Annotated in this window: 14 protein-coding genes; 9 read left to right on the forward strand and 5 right to left on the reverse strand. The window is 44.8% G+C overall.

Annotated features, from left to right (window positions below; genetic code table 11):
• Window positions 1-7 precede the first annotated feature (7 nt).
• The 3 genes from ACTHQF_RS13515 (at window position 8) to ACTHQF_RS13525 (ending at window position 3538) form a co-directional block, all read left to right on the forward strand.
• The gene (locus ACTHQF_RS13515; protein ID WP_440430849.1) at window positions 8-769 is read left to right on the forward strand and encodes a class I SAM-dependent methyltransferase; all 762 of its coding nucleotides are present in this window, start codon (window positions 8-10) and stop codon (window positions 767-769) included.
• A gap of 1 nt (window position 770) precedes the next feature.
• Window positions 771-1673 carry a glycosyltransferase gene (locus ACTHQF_RS13520; RefSeq protein WP_440430851.1) on the forward strand — a complete coding sequence of 301 codons (903 nt, stop codon included), beginning with the start codon at window positions 771-773 and terminating at the stop codon, window positions 1671-1673.
• A gap of 122 nt (window positions 1674-1795) precedes the next feature.
• Window positions 1796-3538, forward strand: coding sequence for an ATP-binding protein (locus tag ACTHQF_RS13525; protein WP_440430853.1), 1743 nt, complete (start codon window positions 1796-1798; stop codon window positions 3536-3538).
• Between the two features lie 7 nt (window positions 3539-3545).
• On the opposite strand, the gene ACTHQF_RS13530 is transcribed toward ACTHQF_RS13525, so the two are convergent.
• Window positions 3546-4301, reverse strand: a complete 756-nt coding sequence (locus ACTHQF_RS13530; RefSeq protein WP_440430855.1) for a class I SAM-dependent methyltransferase — start codon at window positions 4299-4301, stop codon at window positions 3546-3548.
• A gap of 102 nt (window positions 4302-4403) precedes the next feature.
• On the opposite strand from ACTHQF_RS13530, the gene ACTHQF_RS13535 reads away from it, so the two are divergent.
• Window positions 4404-5675 (forward strand): glycosyltransferase family 4 protein, encoded by a 1272-nt coding sequence (locus ACTHQF_RS13535; protein WP_440430857.1) that lies wholly within the window; start codon window positions 4404-4406, stop codon window positions 5673-5675.
• Window positions 5676-5681: 6 nt separating this feature from the next.
• Window positions 5682-6434, forward strand: coding sequence for a glycosyltransferase family 2 protein (locus ACTHQF_RS13540; RefSeq protein WP_440430859.1), 753 nt, complete (start codon window positions 5682-5684; stop codon window positions 6432-6434).
• Here ACTHQF_RS13540 and ACTHQF_RS13545 read toward each other — a convergent pair whose 3' ends face one another.
• Window positions 6435-9155 (reverse strand): glycoside hydrolase family 2 TIM barrel-domain containing protein, encoded by a 2721-nt coding sequence (locus ACTHQF_RS13545; protein ID WP_440430861.1) that lies wholly within the window; start codon window positions 9153-9155, stop codon window positions 6435-6437. It lies immediately after the preceding gene.
• A 366-nt stretch (window positions 9156-9521) separates the two neighbouring features.
• Here ACTHQF_RS13545 and ACTHQF_RS13550 point away from each other — a divergent pair, with 366 nt between their 5' ends.
• Entirely contained in the window at window positions 9522-10085 is a 564-nt protein-coding gene (locus ACTHQF_RS13550; protein ID WP_440430863.1) for a type 1 glutamine amidotransferase domain-containing protein, read from the forward strand.
• 1019 nt (window positions 10086-11104) lie between these two features.
• Here ACTHQF_RS13550 and ACTHQF_RS13555 read toward each other — a convergent pair.
• From ACTHQF_RS13555 to ACTHQF_RS13565, 3 genes are all read right to left on the reverse strand, one after another.
• Window positions 11105-11821 carry a 3-ketoacyl-ACP reductase gene (locus ACTHQF_RS13555; protein ID WP_440430865.1) on the reverse strand — a complete coding sequence of 239 codons (717 nt, stop codon included), beginning with the start codon at window positions 11819-11821 and terminating at the stop codon, window positions 11105-11107.
• A 141-nt stretch (window positions 11822-11962) separates the two neighbouring features.
• A complete protein-coding gene (gene typA / locus ACTHQF_RS13560; protein WP_440430867.1) occupies window positions 11963-13768 on the reverse strand; it encodes a translational GTPase TypA in 1806 nt (601 codons plus the stop codon).
• 79 nt (window positions 13769-13847) lie between these two features.
• Entirely contained in the window at window positions 13848-14657 is an 810-nt protein-coding gene (locus tag ACTHQF_RS13565; RefSeq protein WP_440430868.1) for an alpha/beta hydrolase, read from the reverse strand.
• Window positions 14658-14831: 174 nt separating this feature from the next.
• Between ACTHQF_RS13565 and ACTHQF_RS13570 the strand changes: the two genes are divergently transcribed.
• From ACTHQF_RS13570 to ACTHQF_RS13580, 3 genes are read left to right on the forward strand one after another with little or no spacing between them, the layout of a single operon-like run.
• A complete protein-coding gene (locus ACTHQF_RS13570) occupies window positions 14832-15536 on the forward strand; it encodes an esterase family protein (protein WP_440430870.1) in 705 nt (234 codons plus the stop codon).
• 21 nt (window positions 15537-15557) lie between these two features.
• Complete coding sequence (locus ACTHQF_RS13575) at window positions 15558-16820, forward strand: ATP-grasp domain-containing protein (protein WP_440430871.1); 1263 nt, start codon at window positions 15558-15560, stop codon at window positions 16818-16820.
• Window positions 16821-16841: 21 nt separating this feature from the next.
• Window positions 16842-17948, forward strand: coding sequence for a carboxylate-amine ligase (locus ACTHQF_RS13580; RefSeq protein WP_440430873.1), 1107 nt, complete (start codon window positions 16842-16844; stop codon window positions 17946-17948).
• Window positions 17949-17950: the final 2 nt, after the last annotated feature.

Raw genomic sequence — 17950 nt, forward strand, 5'->3', positions numbered from 1 at the left:
AATTTCTATGTTAAGTGAAGACGTAAAAAGCGCTTATAATGACTTCTACAAATCCAGTGATGAGGCCTGGCGTATGCTTGGTGCCAAAGCCAAGGCACGGAACATCATGGAGGTCTGCAGAAGTATAAATCCGGAAAAGATCCTTGAGGTTGGTGCCGGCGACGGCAGCATCCTTCATTTTCTGGATGCCGCGAATTTTGGGAAAGAGATCTACGCCCTTGAAATTGCAGATACTGGCGTGGAAAGGATCAAACTCCGTAAGCTAAAGAACCTGCGTGCGGTACAATCCTTTGACGGCTACAAGATCCCTTATCCAAACCAGCATTTTGACCTTGTCATCCTCGCCCATGTGCTTGAACATGTAGAGCATGAGCGTATGCTGTTGCGTGAATTAAACCGGGTAGCGAGGTATGTGGTTATTGAAGTGCCGTTGGATTACCGTTTCGGGGTGGACAGGCGGATGAAACACTTCCTGAACTATGGGCACATCAACATGTACACTCCCACGTTGCTCCGCTTTTTACTTCAAACTGAAGGGCTGGAGATCATTGCCGACCAAACCTCCCTTACCCCTCCAGAGACCATTAAGTTTAATGAGTTCGAGAATAAAAAAAACAAAAAGACCTTAATCAGGGTACTTAAAATAGAACTGGAATACAGCCTGAAAAAGCTGTTCGGATCCATTCTTGGAAAGAAAAAACAAGAGCAATTTGGAAACGCCTATACGGTGCTCACCAAAAACTCCAGTCAAAACCTGCAAATATTTTAGAATGCAAAATTTCGCTCCAATAGCATTATTTGTCTATAACCGGCCTCAACATACAGAAAGGACGATCAAATTTCTTCAACAGAATGAGTTTGCGCCAGAAAGCCGGTTATTCATATTTTCTGATGGCCCGAAAAGTCCTGCGGATGAAGACAAGGTGCAGGAAGTACGTGACTTCCTCAAAACCATTGAAGGCTTTAAGTCCGTAGAGATCATCCAGCGCAAGGAAAATGCAGGGCTGGCAAATTCCGTGATTGCTGGTGTGACACAACTTATCAACGACTACAAACAGGTGATTGTATTGGAAGATGATCTGGTTACTTCACCGCATACGCTTACCTATTTCAATGAAGCGCTTAACCGCTATCGCTACGAACACAAAGTGATGCACATCGGTGCTTACATGTACCCCCTTTCAACCCCTAACCTTCCGGAGAGCTTTTTTTACCGCGCTGCAACCAGCTGGGGCTGGGCAACCTGGGAACGGGCCTGGAAACAGTTCGAGCCAGACATTGATGTACTGATCCCACAATTTGATGCCAAGATGATTCATGACTTCTCTATTGATAAGACCATGAATTTCTGGAAACAGATGCAGGACTTCAAAAAGGGTAAGAACAACTCCTGGGCAATCCGTTGGTATGCGTCGATTTTCCTTAAAGGAGGTCTAACACTTAACCCTTCACACTCCCTGGTGAATAACATTGGTCATGATGGCACGGGTGTACATTCTGGTGTAAACGACATTTACAATGTAATTATTAATCCCAGGCCAATTCGCCAATTTCCAGCAACGATCAAGGAGCACCCAGCGGCCTATCAGGCCATCAAAAAGTTCCTGGCAAACCGCAAGGGATCATATTGGACCAGGCTTGTACGGTTCGTTAAAGGGAAGTTCTCGTCTTAAAAGCGCTTAAATCTAAGTAGAAGCCTAATCATAACCACTGATATTAAGGTTTTGATTGTCAATGCAATTACTTATTTTTGCGCGCTGTCTTCAGTTATTGCAGATAGACTTTAAGTTAATAGATGAACCTCAAAGTACATCCTTTGCTACGATTCAAATCAACGCATTCTCATTTTACCAGTATCAGAAAAGCGCAACAGCAGCTATTCTACTTAATGCTCGGGGGCAACGTGCTCAAGGGCTTTATCAAGCTCGTAATTGCGATCAGCGGAAAGCACCCGGCCGATATTCCTCCGGCTTTATTTATGATATTCTCCTCGGTATTGTTGATTTATTTGATCAGGAAACACCAAAAATACGTCAAGATAGCCATTCACATGGCGCTGCTGGCTACCATATTCCATATTTACCACAGGGTGTTTAGTCCTTCAGTCGGCGCTGACATTCTTGCACTCCAGTATGTGTTTATGACCATCATCTGCAGCTTCTTTGGCCTGAATAAAAAGTGGGGCACGATCTACACCCTCAGCGCTTCTGCGGCATTAATCCTGCCCAATTACCTCAATGTTGTCTGGACACCAGCACTGAAACCTTATCCCCAGCCATATAATGACCTTTACATATTCATCAATGTGGTCGTAATTCTGGTATCCTATATCTATTTTCATGGTGCACTGTATGGTAATCTCAATAACAAAAAGCTGCTCAACAAGAGGTTAACAGAAGTTGCAAAGATCAAAACAAACTTTCTGGCAACGATGTCCCACGAGTTAAGAACACCTTTGAACTCAGTTATCGGCATTGCAAGCCTACTTATTCAGGACAATAAAGACAACAAGCAGAATGAACAGCTTGATGCGCTGAAGTTTTCAGCAGAAAGCTTACTTGCATTGATCAACAACATACTCGATATCAATAAATTGGAGTCTGGGAAATTTGACCTGGAATCTATTCCCTTTAGCCTTCCAACCCTATTAACGAGTATTGGCAAAGGTGCTTCGATCAAGGCGGAAGAGCATAAGATCAACTTTTCCCTGAATGTAGATCAGGAATTGAGCAGCATTCAGATCATTGGAGATCCCACCCGCCTGAGCCAGATTTTGTATAACCTGGTTGGCAACGCGATGAAGTTTACCGAAAAAGGAGCGGTCACAGTAACCATAGAAATTGTTGAAAAAGTTGGCAATCGTTATACGTTGAGATTTAATGTTTCGGATACCGGAATCGGGATCAGCAAGGCTCAGCAGGCCCTCATTTTCGAACCCTATGCACAAGCTTCCGCAGATACTACACGGAAATTCGGCGGCACAGGATTGGGGCTATCTATTGTAAAACACCTGGTAGAAATGCAGGGTGGCCGGATCCAGGTGGAAAGCACTCCTGGAAAAGGCACCTCCTTTTTCTTCGACCTTGCCTTTGACACGGTTACTCAGGCACCTGCGCGGATCCCGAAGAATAACGAGGCAATCGACCCCGAGATCAGTAACCTGCGGGTGCTGCTCGCTGAAGACAATATCATGAATATCTATTTTATGAAACAGCTGTTCAAGCGATGGAACATCACGGCAGACATTGCTGAAAATGGTGAAAAGGTGCTGGAGTATTTAAGCAACAAGGACTATGATGTCATCCTGATGGATATGCATATGCCTGTGATGGACGGTGCAGAAGCTACGCGTCAAATCAGACAATTACCTAATCGGGAAAAGGCAGCAACCTATATCATTGCACTAACGGCTTCCGTTTCCGAGAGTGTTCAGGATAAAGTTAGAGAATGTGGAATGGATAATTACTTACACAAGCCATTCCAGTTAAATGAGCTGAAGGAAAAGTTACAGGATAGGATACATTCGACAATTGCTTAGGCAGCAACTAAAAAGCCGGCTTCCTGGCCTCCAGGATAATATAGGGTGACAGCTGCCTGGAGTTAAAAGGTATAACTTTGGTAAACACCTTTCCTGCGGTCCACACCATCTTTTTAAACAAGCGCACCAACCTGGGTTTATGCTGCTCATCTTCAAGCCAGATGCTGAAGTTTCCATAATAGCCTGCTTTGATGACTTCCAAACCCTGCGCCCTGCATATTCCGGCAAGCAATTCAGGGTCCATGCAGTTGATGTTGTGTATCTTATAATTCTCAGGGTCAAACTGCTTCTGAAACCAGCCATTTACCGCTTTGAAATTGGGTAAGGTGATGAACAGCGTTCCACCAGGTTTTAGAAAGCCAATGTGGCGCTTGATGATATCGGCAGTGTCGACAAAATGTTCAATCAATCCGCAAGAAAGCACCAGATCGTAGCGTTGTTCCGGCTCGTATTTAAATAGATCAGTCTCAATCACCTTAATTTCGTTTACTTGAAGCGAATTAGCCTCCAAAAGCGAATTGGTAATGGGCTGGTGAATAAAGTAATCCAGCAGAGTGACATCTAATCTGAAATACTTTTTCAGAAATACGGCATAGTAGCCAGGGAATCCACCCAATTCAATGGCCGTTTTAACCTGTTGTTCTTTAATGATCGTGCCCAGTTCTTTATGGAATAAATAATTGGCGGGAACATTTATGGATAAGCCCCTTTTACGTTCCCAATAATTCACCCAAAATGCTCTGTCTGTTAAAAGATTGTCCATAAAAGTTGTAAGCAAGTTAACCCAGCTGATCAGCAAGGTTCTTGCCTTTCAAAAATACAAGATTATAGCAATCGCTAATCAATAATCTGTATTTTTGAGAAATTGAAAATTGTACACTTAAATACATACGAAGGAAATGGCGGCGCCGGAAGAGCCTGCCTTCGCTTAAATCATGCCTTGAATGCAGGCGGAGCTGCTTCCAGGGTGATGGTATTCTTCCAATTCAACGACAGCACCAAGACTGGAACGTTCAGTAAAAATGTCTTTCAAAAAGCTAAGGCTATATTCAATATTCTGGCAGAACGCTACCTCGTTAAACTCTTTGCTAAAAACAGCAAAACCCCTTTTTCTCTAAGTTGGTTTGGGCGTAATGTTGCCAAAAACCAGGAGCTGAAAGATGCAGACATCATTCACATTCACTGGATTAACCATGGTTTCCTGCGCCCGAAAGATCTGGCGAAACTGGATGAACTCGACAAACCTATAGTTTGGACCTTTCACGACAGCAATGCCTTCACCGGGGGATGCCATGTCCGGTATACCTGTGAGAACTACCATAAGTCCTGTGGTTTTTGTCCATTGCTGAAAAACAGCAGCGAAAAAGATATTTCCCATAAAACCTGGATGCGGAAAAGTAAAGCCTATGCTGCACTCAACTGCCACATTGTGGCGCCGAGCCATTGGATGGCAAATTCCGTAAAGATGAGCAGTCTCATGGGCTTTCGTCCGGTAACGGTCATTCCCAACACCATTGAAACCAATGTATTCAAGCCCTATGTGAAATCTGAGGCCAAAAGGATGCTCCAAATTCCGGCAGACAAGTTCGTGCTGATGTCCGGCTTTATGCCCTCCAAAAATGATAAGCATAAGGGTACCTCCTACCTCATTGAAGCACTGAATGATCTGGCAAGCCGCCCTGGTATTAATAAAGAGAAGATTGAGCTTGTCATCTTTGGAAACAAGGAAAACGCCGACATGCCGGATTTCCCTTTTAAAACCACCTTCCTGGGTGCGATAGCAAATGACACCCACCTGGCGAAGTGTTACTCCGCAGCAGATGTATTCGTGGCGCCATCGCTGGAAGATAACTTGCCGAACACGGTAATGGAAAGCCTGTCCTGCGCAACACCTGTAGTGGCTTTTAAAACCGGGGGTATCCCGGATATGGTTAAACACCTCGAAAATGGATACCTCGCAAACTATAGATCCGCTGAGGACCTTGCCACGGGTATTGAATGGTTGTACCACGATGAACATGCCCCGGAGATTCAAAAAGAAGCCCGACGCTCCATTCTAATGCATTTCTCCGAAGCGGTTGTTGCTGAAAAACATCTTAATCTGTACCAGTCGCTGTTAGATCTACAACCCAAATAATATACAATGTCAAAACCAGTTTTAAGTGTCATCACCATTGTCTATAATAATGTGCGGGACATTGAACGTACCATGCACTCCGTGCTGGAACAGCGGTATCCACATATTGAATACCTGGTGATTGATGGTGCATCTACAGATGGCACAAGACAGGTTATTGAACGTTATCAGGACAGACTCGCATGTTACCGGTCCGAGGTAGACAAAGGCATCTATGATGCGATGAATAAAGGCCTTGCATTGGCTACAGGTGATTATGTGCTGTTTATGAACTCTGGTGACGAGATCTATGACAGCGAAACGGTAGCTGCGGTATTTGCTTCAGGAGATGATGCGGACATCTATTATGGTGAAACAGAGATGTTCAATGACAACTGGGAGAGCCTTGGCCAACGGCGCCATAAGGCCCCTGAACACTTCTCCTGGAGAAGCTTTAAGTATGGCATGAACATCAGTCATCAGGCCATTTATATCAAACGTGAGATTACAGAACCTTACGACCTCAACTTTCGGTATAGCGCCGACATCGACTGGATCATTAAAGCCGCTAAAAAGGCTAAAAAAATCGTGAACACCAGGCGATATGTTGCCAAATACCTGGTGGGCGGCGTATCCAAGCAAAAACATTTGGACAGCCTGAAAGAACGCTTTCACATTTTCAGCAAGTATTACGGCCTGTTACCGAACCTGCTTAATCATGTCGTTATTGCTTTCAGGCTGACTTATTACTACTTAAAAAACCGCCGGACCAACGACTGATTACTCTAGGCGGGTGACTTCCAGCGCATTCAGTACCGGACGTCCTGCAATCGCTTCAAACTCCAGTCGGATACCCCGGTCATTCCGCACAATCGCTACTGTCTTTTTAGAAACTGCCCTGGCAGCTCCAAATCGCTTTGGTAAGTCTAATTCCGTTTCGATCCTGACCTTATCCAGGTAGATATTGAAAATCCTGTTCTCTGCTGCGGGTTTCTTGTAACGTGCCAATAGGTTGTAAGGCAGCATGGTCGTCATTTCCGAGCCAACCAGTTCTGCGAAATGCATCGTGATTTCATATTTTCCATCCGGAACATCCAGACGGTATGCTTTGAGTCCAATGCGCTGCGTTTGATAAATCGGATTGGATAAAGTGTTCAGGATAGTTTTGTCCGTTCCGAAAGGCTGGCGCAGGTGATCTTCCATCTGATACATCTCTCCTCCGATAAAACCCCAGGATCCCTTCCGATAAGGCTGATCCGGTAACCAGATCTTGCCTTTGATGTCGTCAATATAGTACCTTGGATCTCCAACAGAAATCGCGATATCCTTGAACGACATCGCCTTACTTTTTAAATTTTCAGGAATGATCTTGAAATGAACCTCCGCCTGATCTTCTATGCCAGGTCTGTCTACGGATACCACTTTGATGCTGTTCTGTCCATTATTAAATGGTACTTCCCAGCCCGCAGTCCGGTCTTTAAGTGTTTTCATACCGATGGATCTGCCGTTTACAAACAGCTCTGCTTTTTTCACATTTCCAAACACATCGACATGCTGTTTCGCTAGTTTCCCATCTATTGCACCCTTCCCACTCCGGGTTTCACCATTACCGGCGCCAATCTTCAGGTAAGCCTTGGGCGACAAATAGGCACTATAAAGAAAATAGGTGTTCTTGGGTCTTCTATCGTGGGTCATCAGGCCTTTGTTATTGATGTGGGACATCGTTTCCTCTCGATCTTCCGAACTGAAATCTGCAAAGTTCCAAGCCTGTGCACCAGCTACAAACGGCCGGTCCAGGATGGCATTTAAGTAGATCTGATGGTATTTAACTGCATATTCTACGCTTTTATCGAACCTTTCCGGTTGATCAGCATGGATTCTTGGATCAGCATCCGCACCATATTCAGTGACCATGAATGGCTTGTTCGGCATTTCCTTATGAAGCTTATCCAATATGGGCCCGATGTCGGTTACCTTGCCACCATACCATCCCGGATATAAATTCCAACCCAGAACCATTGGAATGCTGGTCAGACCAGCTTTTTTATACTGACTGATGCTGTTGTGGTTAGACATCATCGTGTACCGGTATGGATCCACACGGCGCGTAACTTTGTCAAGTGCCAGCGCGAGTCTTCTAACATTTTCCAGATACACCTCTCGCCGTTTCTCGTCATCCTTGAACTTTGTTTTCAGTAGGATTTCATTCATATAAGCCCATATTACGATGCTGGGGTGATTGTAGTTCTGAAAGATCATCTCCAACTGCATACGGATCGCATTGTTGGTAAAGGCTGCGCTTTCTGTAATTTCACTTACCACCGGAATTTCCACCGAGGCCAGGATACCCAGCGCATCACATGCATCAAGTACCGCCTGATCTTGTGGATAATGCGCTACCCGAAGAAAGTTGGCACCCGTTGCTTTCAACAATTTCACGTCTTTCACCTGTAATTCTGGTGGAACAGCATTGCCCATGCCTTTAAAGTCCTGATGCCTGCTTGCCCCCATCAGCTTATAAGGCCTGCCATTGAGGAAGAACCCCTGGTTAGCATCAAACTTAAACCAGCGAAAGCCGGTTCTCTGTTGAACTTCATCTAAGATTGCACCAGTTTTAGCATCGACAATATTGCTGATTATGGTGTATAATGCTGGACTTTCGGGCGACCAAAGTACAGGCTTTGTTACTTCAGGTAGATTGTGACTAAAGGAAATTCGTTTTCCATTTACAGCATTACCCAAGGGAAAGGTGTTCACGGAAACCACTTTTCCTTGTGGATTTCTTATGAAATTACGCAAGGCCAGCATGCGGCTGCGGCCGGAATTATTGATGAACTGGCCGGTCACTTTGATGCTGGCCTTCGCTGCAGACACCGCGGGCGTGGCAACGTAAAGCCCCCCTGCCCCATAGTTATCATCATTAAAGTGCACCGGATTTAACACCAATAGCGACACATTCCGGTATATACCTCCGAAGAAAGTAAAGTCGGCCGACAGTGGTGCGATGTTTTCATTGTACCTATTATTCACCTTCACCGCGATCAGGTTCTCGGCAGCGCCTTTAAAGTTTAGCATACCGGTAAGCGGAATTAAAAAGCGGGTATAGCCGCCTGCATGTTCCCCAACCTTTTTGCCATTTAAAAACACTTCAGTTTCCTGGTTAGCACCGTCAAAACATAAATACACCTGCTTGCCTTTCCAGCTCGCCGATGCTTTGAGCAGCTTCTTATACCAACCTGCCCCCCGATAATAGCCTGGGATATGATCTTCTACATCCTTGTCATTCCAGGTATGGGGTAAGTTGACCGCCTGCCAGGCTAAGTTTGATTTTGGAAGAACAGATTGATTTGCGGGGTCCTTGATAAACTTCCATTCCCGGGAAAGCGGAACGATATTGCGGATGGATTTAGGGCTTGCAGCTTGCGTGGCCACAGATTGATGCGCGTACGAAATAGCACACATGCAGGTCAGGAACGCTGCAAGCAGTTTAAGATTTTTCATGAGAGCGAAAGGATGTTTTTTTATTAAGCGCCAAATCTATGATAAAGATCAGCATCGTTCACTACACATTTTCAAAGCAAATTTCACATAATGTAATGCCCTAAACCTGAGCATCGGTGCTAAAGCAGATGGTATCTGAAAACAGGTCTGTAAGCCTTTCTGCAGGGGTCGAGCCGGCACGACCCCCTATTGAGGCCGTCTCAAGGGCGGGTCAACTTCAAAGCTGATACCGTTCTGCCAGCCGCGATGGCCGCGGCAGGTCATGCGCATGTCTGAATGATCATGGATAGCAAAGCCACAAAAACAATCTTTTCGCTGACTTGTAGTTTATAACAGAAGAACATCAATAACCTAAATGAAATAACTATGGGACAATTAAATAACAAGAACATTGCAGTACTTGCAGCAAGCGGATTTGAAGAATCGGAATTAACCAGCCCGGTTCAGCGCTTAAAGGAAGAAGGTGCTAACGTACACATCATTTCGGTGGAGCCCGGAAAAATTCAGGCCATGAAAGGCGATAAAGACTGGACAATTGAACTTGACGTAGATAAAGTATTGTCTGAGGTTAAAGCTGAAGATTATCATGGATTACTGCTTCCTGGCGGCGTATTGAACCCAGATGCCCTAAGGCGCAGTGATGAAGCGATCAGCTTCGTAAAATCATTTTTTGAGGCTGGAAAACCTGTTGCCGCCATCTGCCATGCACCGCAGGTATTGATTTCCGCTGAAGTGGTAAAAGGAAGAAAACTTACCTCCTTTCAGACCGTGAAAGTTGATCTGGTAAATGCGGGTGCAGACTGGGTGGATGAGGAAGTTGTGGTTGATCAGGGCTTGGTGACCAGCAGAAGTCCGAAAGATCTGCCTGCCTTCAATGATAAAATCGTAGAGGAATTTGCCGAGGGTGTGCACGACGGTCAGCACGCTTAATCTCGACAGAAGAATAAAAGGAGCCTGTATCATAAATTATGATCAGGCTTTTTTAGTATAATTTGGATTTCACCTGGTCGTTTCAAGACCTAAAAGGCACTTTTCGAAGGTTTGTTTTCATTATTTCTTAGGCGTAAAAGCATGGCAGATGTGGCTTAAACTAAGTCCTTTAATGCTTTCAAAGGTGCTGGTTTAGGAGTTTGTGGCTAACAGTTTTTCAAGCGGCGCGCTTGCGCTGAAACTAAACTAAAAGCTGTAATTTACGCAAATGAATGAGCCACTAACTGAGCAAGACCTATATAACATGGGAATAGCTTTCGATGAGAGATTAGGAATGTATAAACTATCTGGGGTTTTATGTTATGACCTTACAACCCACATACTTTATTGCTATGACAGCAAAGGCAATACAATGATTCCGATCAGTCGGGAAATTAAAACCCGACAAGATATCTCCGATTTGTATTCATTGCTTTTCGATGCATAAATCATATCAAGCAAGAAAAGCAAGCTTCGGCTGCGTTCAAATAAATTACGTTGAAAGTTGAATTAACTTGTTGTTTAGACTTATCACCCTACTCAGATGACTAAAATGCAATGCAGAAAATGCAATTCGGACAGGCTGGTGGTCTACAGCCGCAAAATGAAATTTACGTATGGTGTCGGACTTTCAATGCTTAGTTTACTCCTAATTTCTGCCGGTGTGATGTTCTATATCTATATCTGCTTAGTTTTTGGGCTAGTGAGCGCCATGATTGGTCTGGCCTACTTAGGAATGGCTGCAGCTCACACGCGCACGAAGATTAGATGTAAGTTTTGTGGAACTGAGTGGAAGTTGCGTTAATAAAGAAATTTGAAGCGTTTAACGCCGGAAAACACTACTTTAATCCCATTTTAATGTCGCCTTATTACCTTGCCGAAGATTTATGACTCAAGCGTTGAGTACTGGCGTTACAGTAGCGGGTGCCTGGATAGGCCACCCGCTACTTTTTCCCTAAAAGACAAAGCTGTTTTTGCTTTTAAGGATTTGTAGACCATAACCCCGCTTCCTTCACAAAGACACGGCGGTTCAGCTTCAACTGAGACACCATAAATTCTGCGAAATCTTCAGGCTGCATAACCCGCTCCGGATTACCGTCGGTGAGCTTAAGATCCTTCGCCATATCTGTAGCGATGGTGCTTGGCAGCAGGGTGCTTACACGGATATTGTGTTTACGAACTTCCTGCATTAAGGACTCGGACATACCTATGAGGCCAAATTTCGATGCGCTGTAAGCGCTAGTCACTGCGGCGCCATTCTTCCCTGCTGTGGAGGAGATGTTCAGGATATCTCCTGTTTTACGTTCCATCATTTCCGGCAGTACTGCACGTGTCATGTAGTACGGGCCGAAAAGGTTCACTTTCACGATTTCCTCCCACCTTGCCGGCTCAAGTTCCATAAAAGGACCAAAGGAAGAGATCCCCGCATTGTTGATCAGGATATCTATCGGGCCAAGTTCAGCTTTCACTTTAGCCACCGCTGCATTTACTTCTTCAATATCGGCAACGTTAACCGTTGCGATAGCCGTTTTAACACCATACGATGCCAGCTCCGCAGCTACAGCATCCAGATCTGCAGCAGTCCTTGCCATCAAGCCAATGTTGACACCTTCTTTAGCAAGTTCAATGGCCACTGCACGTCCGATACCTTTACCTGCACCGGTTATGATTGCATTTTTTCCACTTAATGATTCCATGTTATTGAGATTTGTGACAAATGTAGAAAAAAGCATAGTTCAAAAAACAACAGCAGTGTAAACAAAAAAGTGCCGGCAGAATGAACTGCCGGCACTTTATATGTATTGCCTATATCTATCCTAAAAAGATATAGCTATTTGCTATTGATAGTTTTTAGCGTTGATTTTACGTGCATTCTCTGTTAAGTGAATTTTACGTAAACGCATACTGATCGGCGTTACTTCAATGTACTCATCCGCCTGGATGTATTCCATCGCTTCTTCCAGTGAGAACTTAATTGCTGGTGCGATACGAGTGTTATCATCTGTACCCGAAGCACGCATATTGGTTAGGGCTTTACCTTTAACAATATTTACAACTAAGTCGTTATCACGGATATGCTCTCCAACAATCTGACCTTCGTAGATATCAACACCTGGATCAACGAAGAAACGGCCTCTATCCTGAAGTTTGTCAATAGAATAAGCAGTAGTAGTACCTTTATCCATAGAGATCATTACACCACTCAGACGACCAGGGATTGTTCCTTTCCAAGGCTCGTAAGCTTTGAACCGGTGTGCGATGATCGCTTCCCCTGCGGTTGCTGTAAGTACGTTATTTCTCAAACCGATGATTCCACGTGCAGGAATATCAAATTCCAAATGCTGAAGATCACCTTTTGGTTCCATGATCAACAATTCACCTTTACGTTGTGTAACCAACTCAATTACTTTACCAGCAACTTCACCCGGTACGTCAACGATCAAAGTCTCGATTGGCTCACATTTTTTACCATCGATTTCTTTGATGATAACCTGTGGCTGACCAACCTGAAGTTCGTATCCTTCACGGCGCATGGTTTCAATGAGTACTGATAAATGCAGAATACCCCTTCCGTATACCAGGTAAGCATCAGGAGATTCGGTTTCAACAACTTTCAAGGCAAGGTTTTTCTCCATCTCTTTGTACAAACGCTCTTTCATACGCTGAGAAGTAACGAATTTACCTTCTTTACCGAAGAAAGGAGAGTTATTGATGGTGAACAACATGTTCATGGTCGGCTCATCAATACTGATTACCGGTAATTGTTCCGGAGCATCGAAATCTGCAATGGTATCACCAATTTCGAAACCTTCAATACCAACTACGGCACAGATATCACCAGAAGCTACTTCAGTAGCTCTGATTTTACCCAGACCTTCAAAGGTATATAGTTCTTTTACTCTTGACTTCACCATTTTACCATCACGTTTGATCAGGGTAATAGGCTGATTTTCCTTGATGGTACCACGGTGTACACGACCGATTGCGATACGACCTACGAAAGAAGAATAATCAAGAGAAGTAATTTGCATTTGTAATGTTCCTTCATTGGTTGGTGCTGCAGGGATTGAAGCAACAACGGCATCCAATAGCGGGAACAAATCAGTTGTAGGCTGTTTGTAATCTGTACTCATCCATCCTTGTTTAGATGAACCATAGATTACAGGGAAGTCCAACTGATCTTCTGTAGCCTCAAGGTTGAAGAACAATTCAAAGATTTGCTCATATACCTCTTCCGGGCGACAGTTTTCTTTATCTACTTTATTTACGACAACAATAGGTTTTAAACCTAATGCCAAAGCTTTTTGAGTTACGAAACGAGTTTGTGGCATTGCACCTTCGAAAGCGTCACAAAGCAACAATACACCGTCAGCCATCTTTAATACCCTTTCAACCTCACCACCAAAATCGGCGTGACCAGGGGTATCGATAATGTTGATTTTATAATCTTTGTACCTTACTGAAACGTTTTTAGAAACGATGGTAATCCCTCGTTCACGCTCCAGATCATTGTTATCCAGAATTAAATCACCTGTTTGCTCGTTGTCACGAAAAATGGAACAAGTGTGTAAAATTTTATCAACCAAGGTGGTTTTCCCGTGATCGACGTGTGCTATAATAGCTATGTTTCTAATTTTTTGCATAAAATGCGCCTGTATTTTGGCGCAAAGATAAGGTTTTTAATCGTAAAAACCGTCTATGAAACAGGCTAATATCTTGATACTAAAAGACTGCCGTTCTGGGGAAGGCCCAACAAAGGAAGGCAGGCAGTGCCTTTGCCCAGCATGGCACTTCATGGCGGCCACCAACCATCTCATAATAGAATACCTCATCCGGACGACTATATCCTTTATCCATCAGTTCTTTGATGATGTCGATCGTGTCGTCAATGGAGTCTATGATAAAGTTTTGGTTACGGTCTTCCGTTTCATCTTCCGTACCGGTCATCAGCCAAACTTTGAGCTCCGGCTTATGCCCTGTTTCCCTGATCACCTGGTGCATGATCCTGTCCTCGGGAACATAGCCATCGCTCAGGTCCCTGGTCCGCCACCAGAAAGAGGCTGAAAAAGCACCAACGACGTCGAAGATCTGACTGTGGTGCCAGGCAATATCGAATGCACTGAGCCCACCCAGGGAAAATCCGGCAAAGCCAACTTTAGCTTTGTTCTTCAGGTTCAACTTCTTTTCCAATTGCGGAAGCAGCTCGGTAATGATGAAACGGCTGTAAAGATCGGCCTTCGAACCTCGGTTCTGGAAGTCCGGGCGCCCGGCTACGCCGTATTCATTCATCCGGTCGTCGGAACACTTGATCGCGACCAGCACCAGGGGATCGATCCGCTGGGTCGCATATAGATCTTCCAGCGTCTCCTTGAGCTGAAGTCCTTCGGCATCCTGGCCATCATTTAGCAGCAGCAGGTTCATTGGGATATTTCCGGAAATACCCGCAGGCATATAAACAACATACTCCACCGGCCGTTTCAGCGGTGTAGATTTAAGTGTATGCGTACTGATTTTCAATCCCCGGATCATCATAATTAACCTATTTACAACCCGCTTAAGCAAAATGTTTTCCACAATCTGGAATTAACAAATAAAAACAAGCCGCTATGTATAATAAATTTTGCAATACGACCGCTTTTCCGCAACAAAAGAATCGTATTCTTGTTAAAGAGAAGTTCTTCGTATCTTATTATCTAAATTACCTCTATGCAGGAAGAATACATCAAATGGTACAGTCCAAACCTGAGTATGGACATCGACATGCTAACCTTCGGGCATGGCGGTTTTCCGGTCCTTTTATTTCCAACCAGCCAAGGCCGTTATTACGAGAACAAAGACTTTAGACTTATTGATTCCATTCAGCATTTCATCAACGCAGGTAAAGTGAAGGTCTACTGTCCGGACGGGATAGACAGCTTAAGTTTTTATAACAAAGGTGTACACCCATCGGAAAGGATCCGCAACCACATCTGGTACGACAAGATGTTGCTGGAGGAGGTGGTTTCGCGGGCGCAAAATGATACCGGGCATCACAAGGTAATCACTGCAGGTTGCAGCTTCGGCGGTTACCATGCCGCAAATTTTGCTTTCCGTTACCCATGGTTGGTTTCGCATATGTTTAGCATGAGCGGCGCCTTTGACATTCGCGGGCAGTTTGATGGGTTTTACAATGAGGATGTTTACTTCCACAATCCGGTGGATTACCTGCCGGCAGCGAACAACCCCGAGCTTTGGAACATGAGGATCGTGCTTGGCACATCAGACCGCGACATCTGCAGGTCCTATAATGAACAATTATCAGAAATCTTAAATAAGAAGGGGATCTCCCACTGGCTGGATATCCGGCCCAACGCCGACCATGACTGGCCGATATGGCGGGAGATGTTTCCTGATTACCTATCTAAACTATAAAAAAACTAAAAAGCATCAACGATGAAAAAAATTGGAATTTTATTCGGACAAGAAAGATCTTTCCCTGAAGCCTTTGTAAATCGTGTAAACGAGTTGGCAGCGGGAGAATTTGTTGCGGAATATGTAAACATTGACAAAATTTTCCAGGCTGAACCACTGGATTACGCTGTTATACTGGACCGTATTTCTCAGGGCGTACCTTTTTACCGCGCTGCGATGAAGAATGCGGCCAGCACGGGTACTGCAGTGATCAACAACCCGTTTTGGTGGAGCGCAGACGAGAAGTTCTTTAACAACGCTTTAGCCGTGAAGCTCGGTATTCCGGTACCGAAGACAGCACTGATTCCTTCACGTGAATTGCCCGCAGACACCACAGACGAATCTTTCAGTAACCTGGCCTACCCACTGGATTGGGATGCCATATTTGAGTATACCGGATTCCCGGCATACATGAAGCCTTTTGACGGCGGCGGCTGGAAGGACGTTTACAAGATCAACGACAAAGAAGATTTCTTCGAAAAGCATAAAGAAACCAAACAGCTGGTGATGATGCTTCAGGAAGAAATCAAATTTGAAGAGTATTATCGCTGCTATTGCATTGGGGGCAAGTATGTGCGCATTATGCAATATGAGCCGAATAATCCTTTCCACCTGCGTTATGCTGTTGACAAGGCACCGTCCAGCGAAGAACTGCTGCAAACGATGCACGATTACGTGATTAAGCTGAACCAGCACCTGGGTTACGATTTCAATACCGTAGAGTTTGCCGTTCGTGATGGCATTCCATACGCGATAGACTTCTGTAATCCGGCACCAGATGCGGAAATTACCAGCGTTGGTGAGGAGAACTTCAATTGGGTGATTGAGCATGCAGCATTATATGCGATTGAACGCGCCCGCGCGCACAAGCCAAACCAGGATAATCTGACCTGGGGAGAATATGTTAAAGGGTCGGTGAAAGCTGGATCAAAGATCAAACTTGAGGCAGCAGAAGATATTCCGGTTACCGAAGAACTTGCAGCACCGGTAGAACTGGAGCCACAAAAGAAAACGACAAAAGCAAAGAGCACGACCGCTAAAAGTTCCAAGGCCAAGCCTGCGGCGAAAGCTGACGATGCCAGTCAGGCGGCCCCTGCAGCGGAAAAGAAATCTACTCCATCGAAGGCTGCGGCAAAACCTGCTGCAGCAGAAAAGCCTAAAGCTGAAAAAGCAGCCAAACCTGCAAAGACGGCAGCTAAAGCAGCAGCACCAAAAGCCAAGAAGGAAAGCAGTACAAAGAAATAGTATCCACTTAAGCGGATTGTCATGAAAAACGAGTTTACACTTGGCATTGAAGAAGAGTACATGGTTGTTGATCCGGTGACCCGGGAACTCACTTCGCATGACCAGAAGATTGTTGATGCGGCACAAAAGATCCACAAGGACCAGGTGAAAGCAGAGATGCACCAGGCCGTTGTGGAAGTTGGAACGGGCATATGCACGGATACTACCCAGGCCAGAAAAGAAATCTCCCAGCTGCGATACACGGTATCGCAGCTGGCTGGAGAACAAGGCCTGCGGATCGGTGCTTCCGGCACCCACCCTTTTTCGCATTGGGAAAAACAATTGATTACCGAACATCCGCGGTATAGTGAGATCGTAAATGAACTTCAGGAAGCGGCAAGATCCAACCTGATCTTTGGATTGCATGTACACGTTGGCTTCCAATCCAGGGAGCTGGCGGTACACATCGCCAACCAGGTGCGTTACTTCCTGCCGCATGTATTTGCACTATCCACCAACTCACCATTTTGGGAATCCAGGAACACGGGGTACAAATCTTTCCGTACCAAGATCTTCGATAAATTTCCCAGGACCGGCATTCCTGACATCTTTAACAGCATCGAAGATTATGATAATTATGTCAAATTGCTGATCAAAACCAACTGCATTGATAATGCAAAAAAGATCTGGTGGGACATCCGTGTGCATCCATTCTTCCAAACCATCGAATTCAGGATCTGTGATTGCCCGATGTTAATTGACGAGACAATGGCGCTTACAGCCCTTTTTCAGTCCCTTTGTGCTAAGCTGTACCAACTTCGGTTAAGAAATATGTCGTTCATCAATTATTCTCGTGCACTGATCAATGAGAATAAGTGGCGTGCGGCACGTTACGGGATTGACGGAAATCTGATTGATTTTGGCAAGGAAATGGAGGTGAACTGCCGAAACCTGATTTTAGAGCTACTTGATTTTGTGGATGATGTCGTTGATGACCTGGGTTGCCGGGAAGATATCAACTATGTTCACAAAATGCTGGTAAACGGAACAGGCGCAGACCGGCAGTTGGCCGTTTATGAACAAACGGGCAAATTGGAGTCGGTTGTAGATTTTATAACCAACCAAACGCTAATAGGAGCGCGACAGTAAAA

Source organism: Pedobacter sp. SAFR-022 (assembly GCF_051965375.1).
In the GTDB taxonomy this organism is placed as follows: domain Bacteria; phylum Bacteroidota; class Bacteroidia; order Sphingobacteriales; family Sphingobacteriaceae; genus Pedobacter.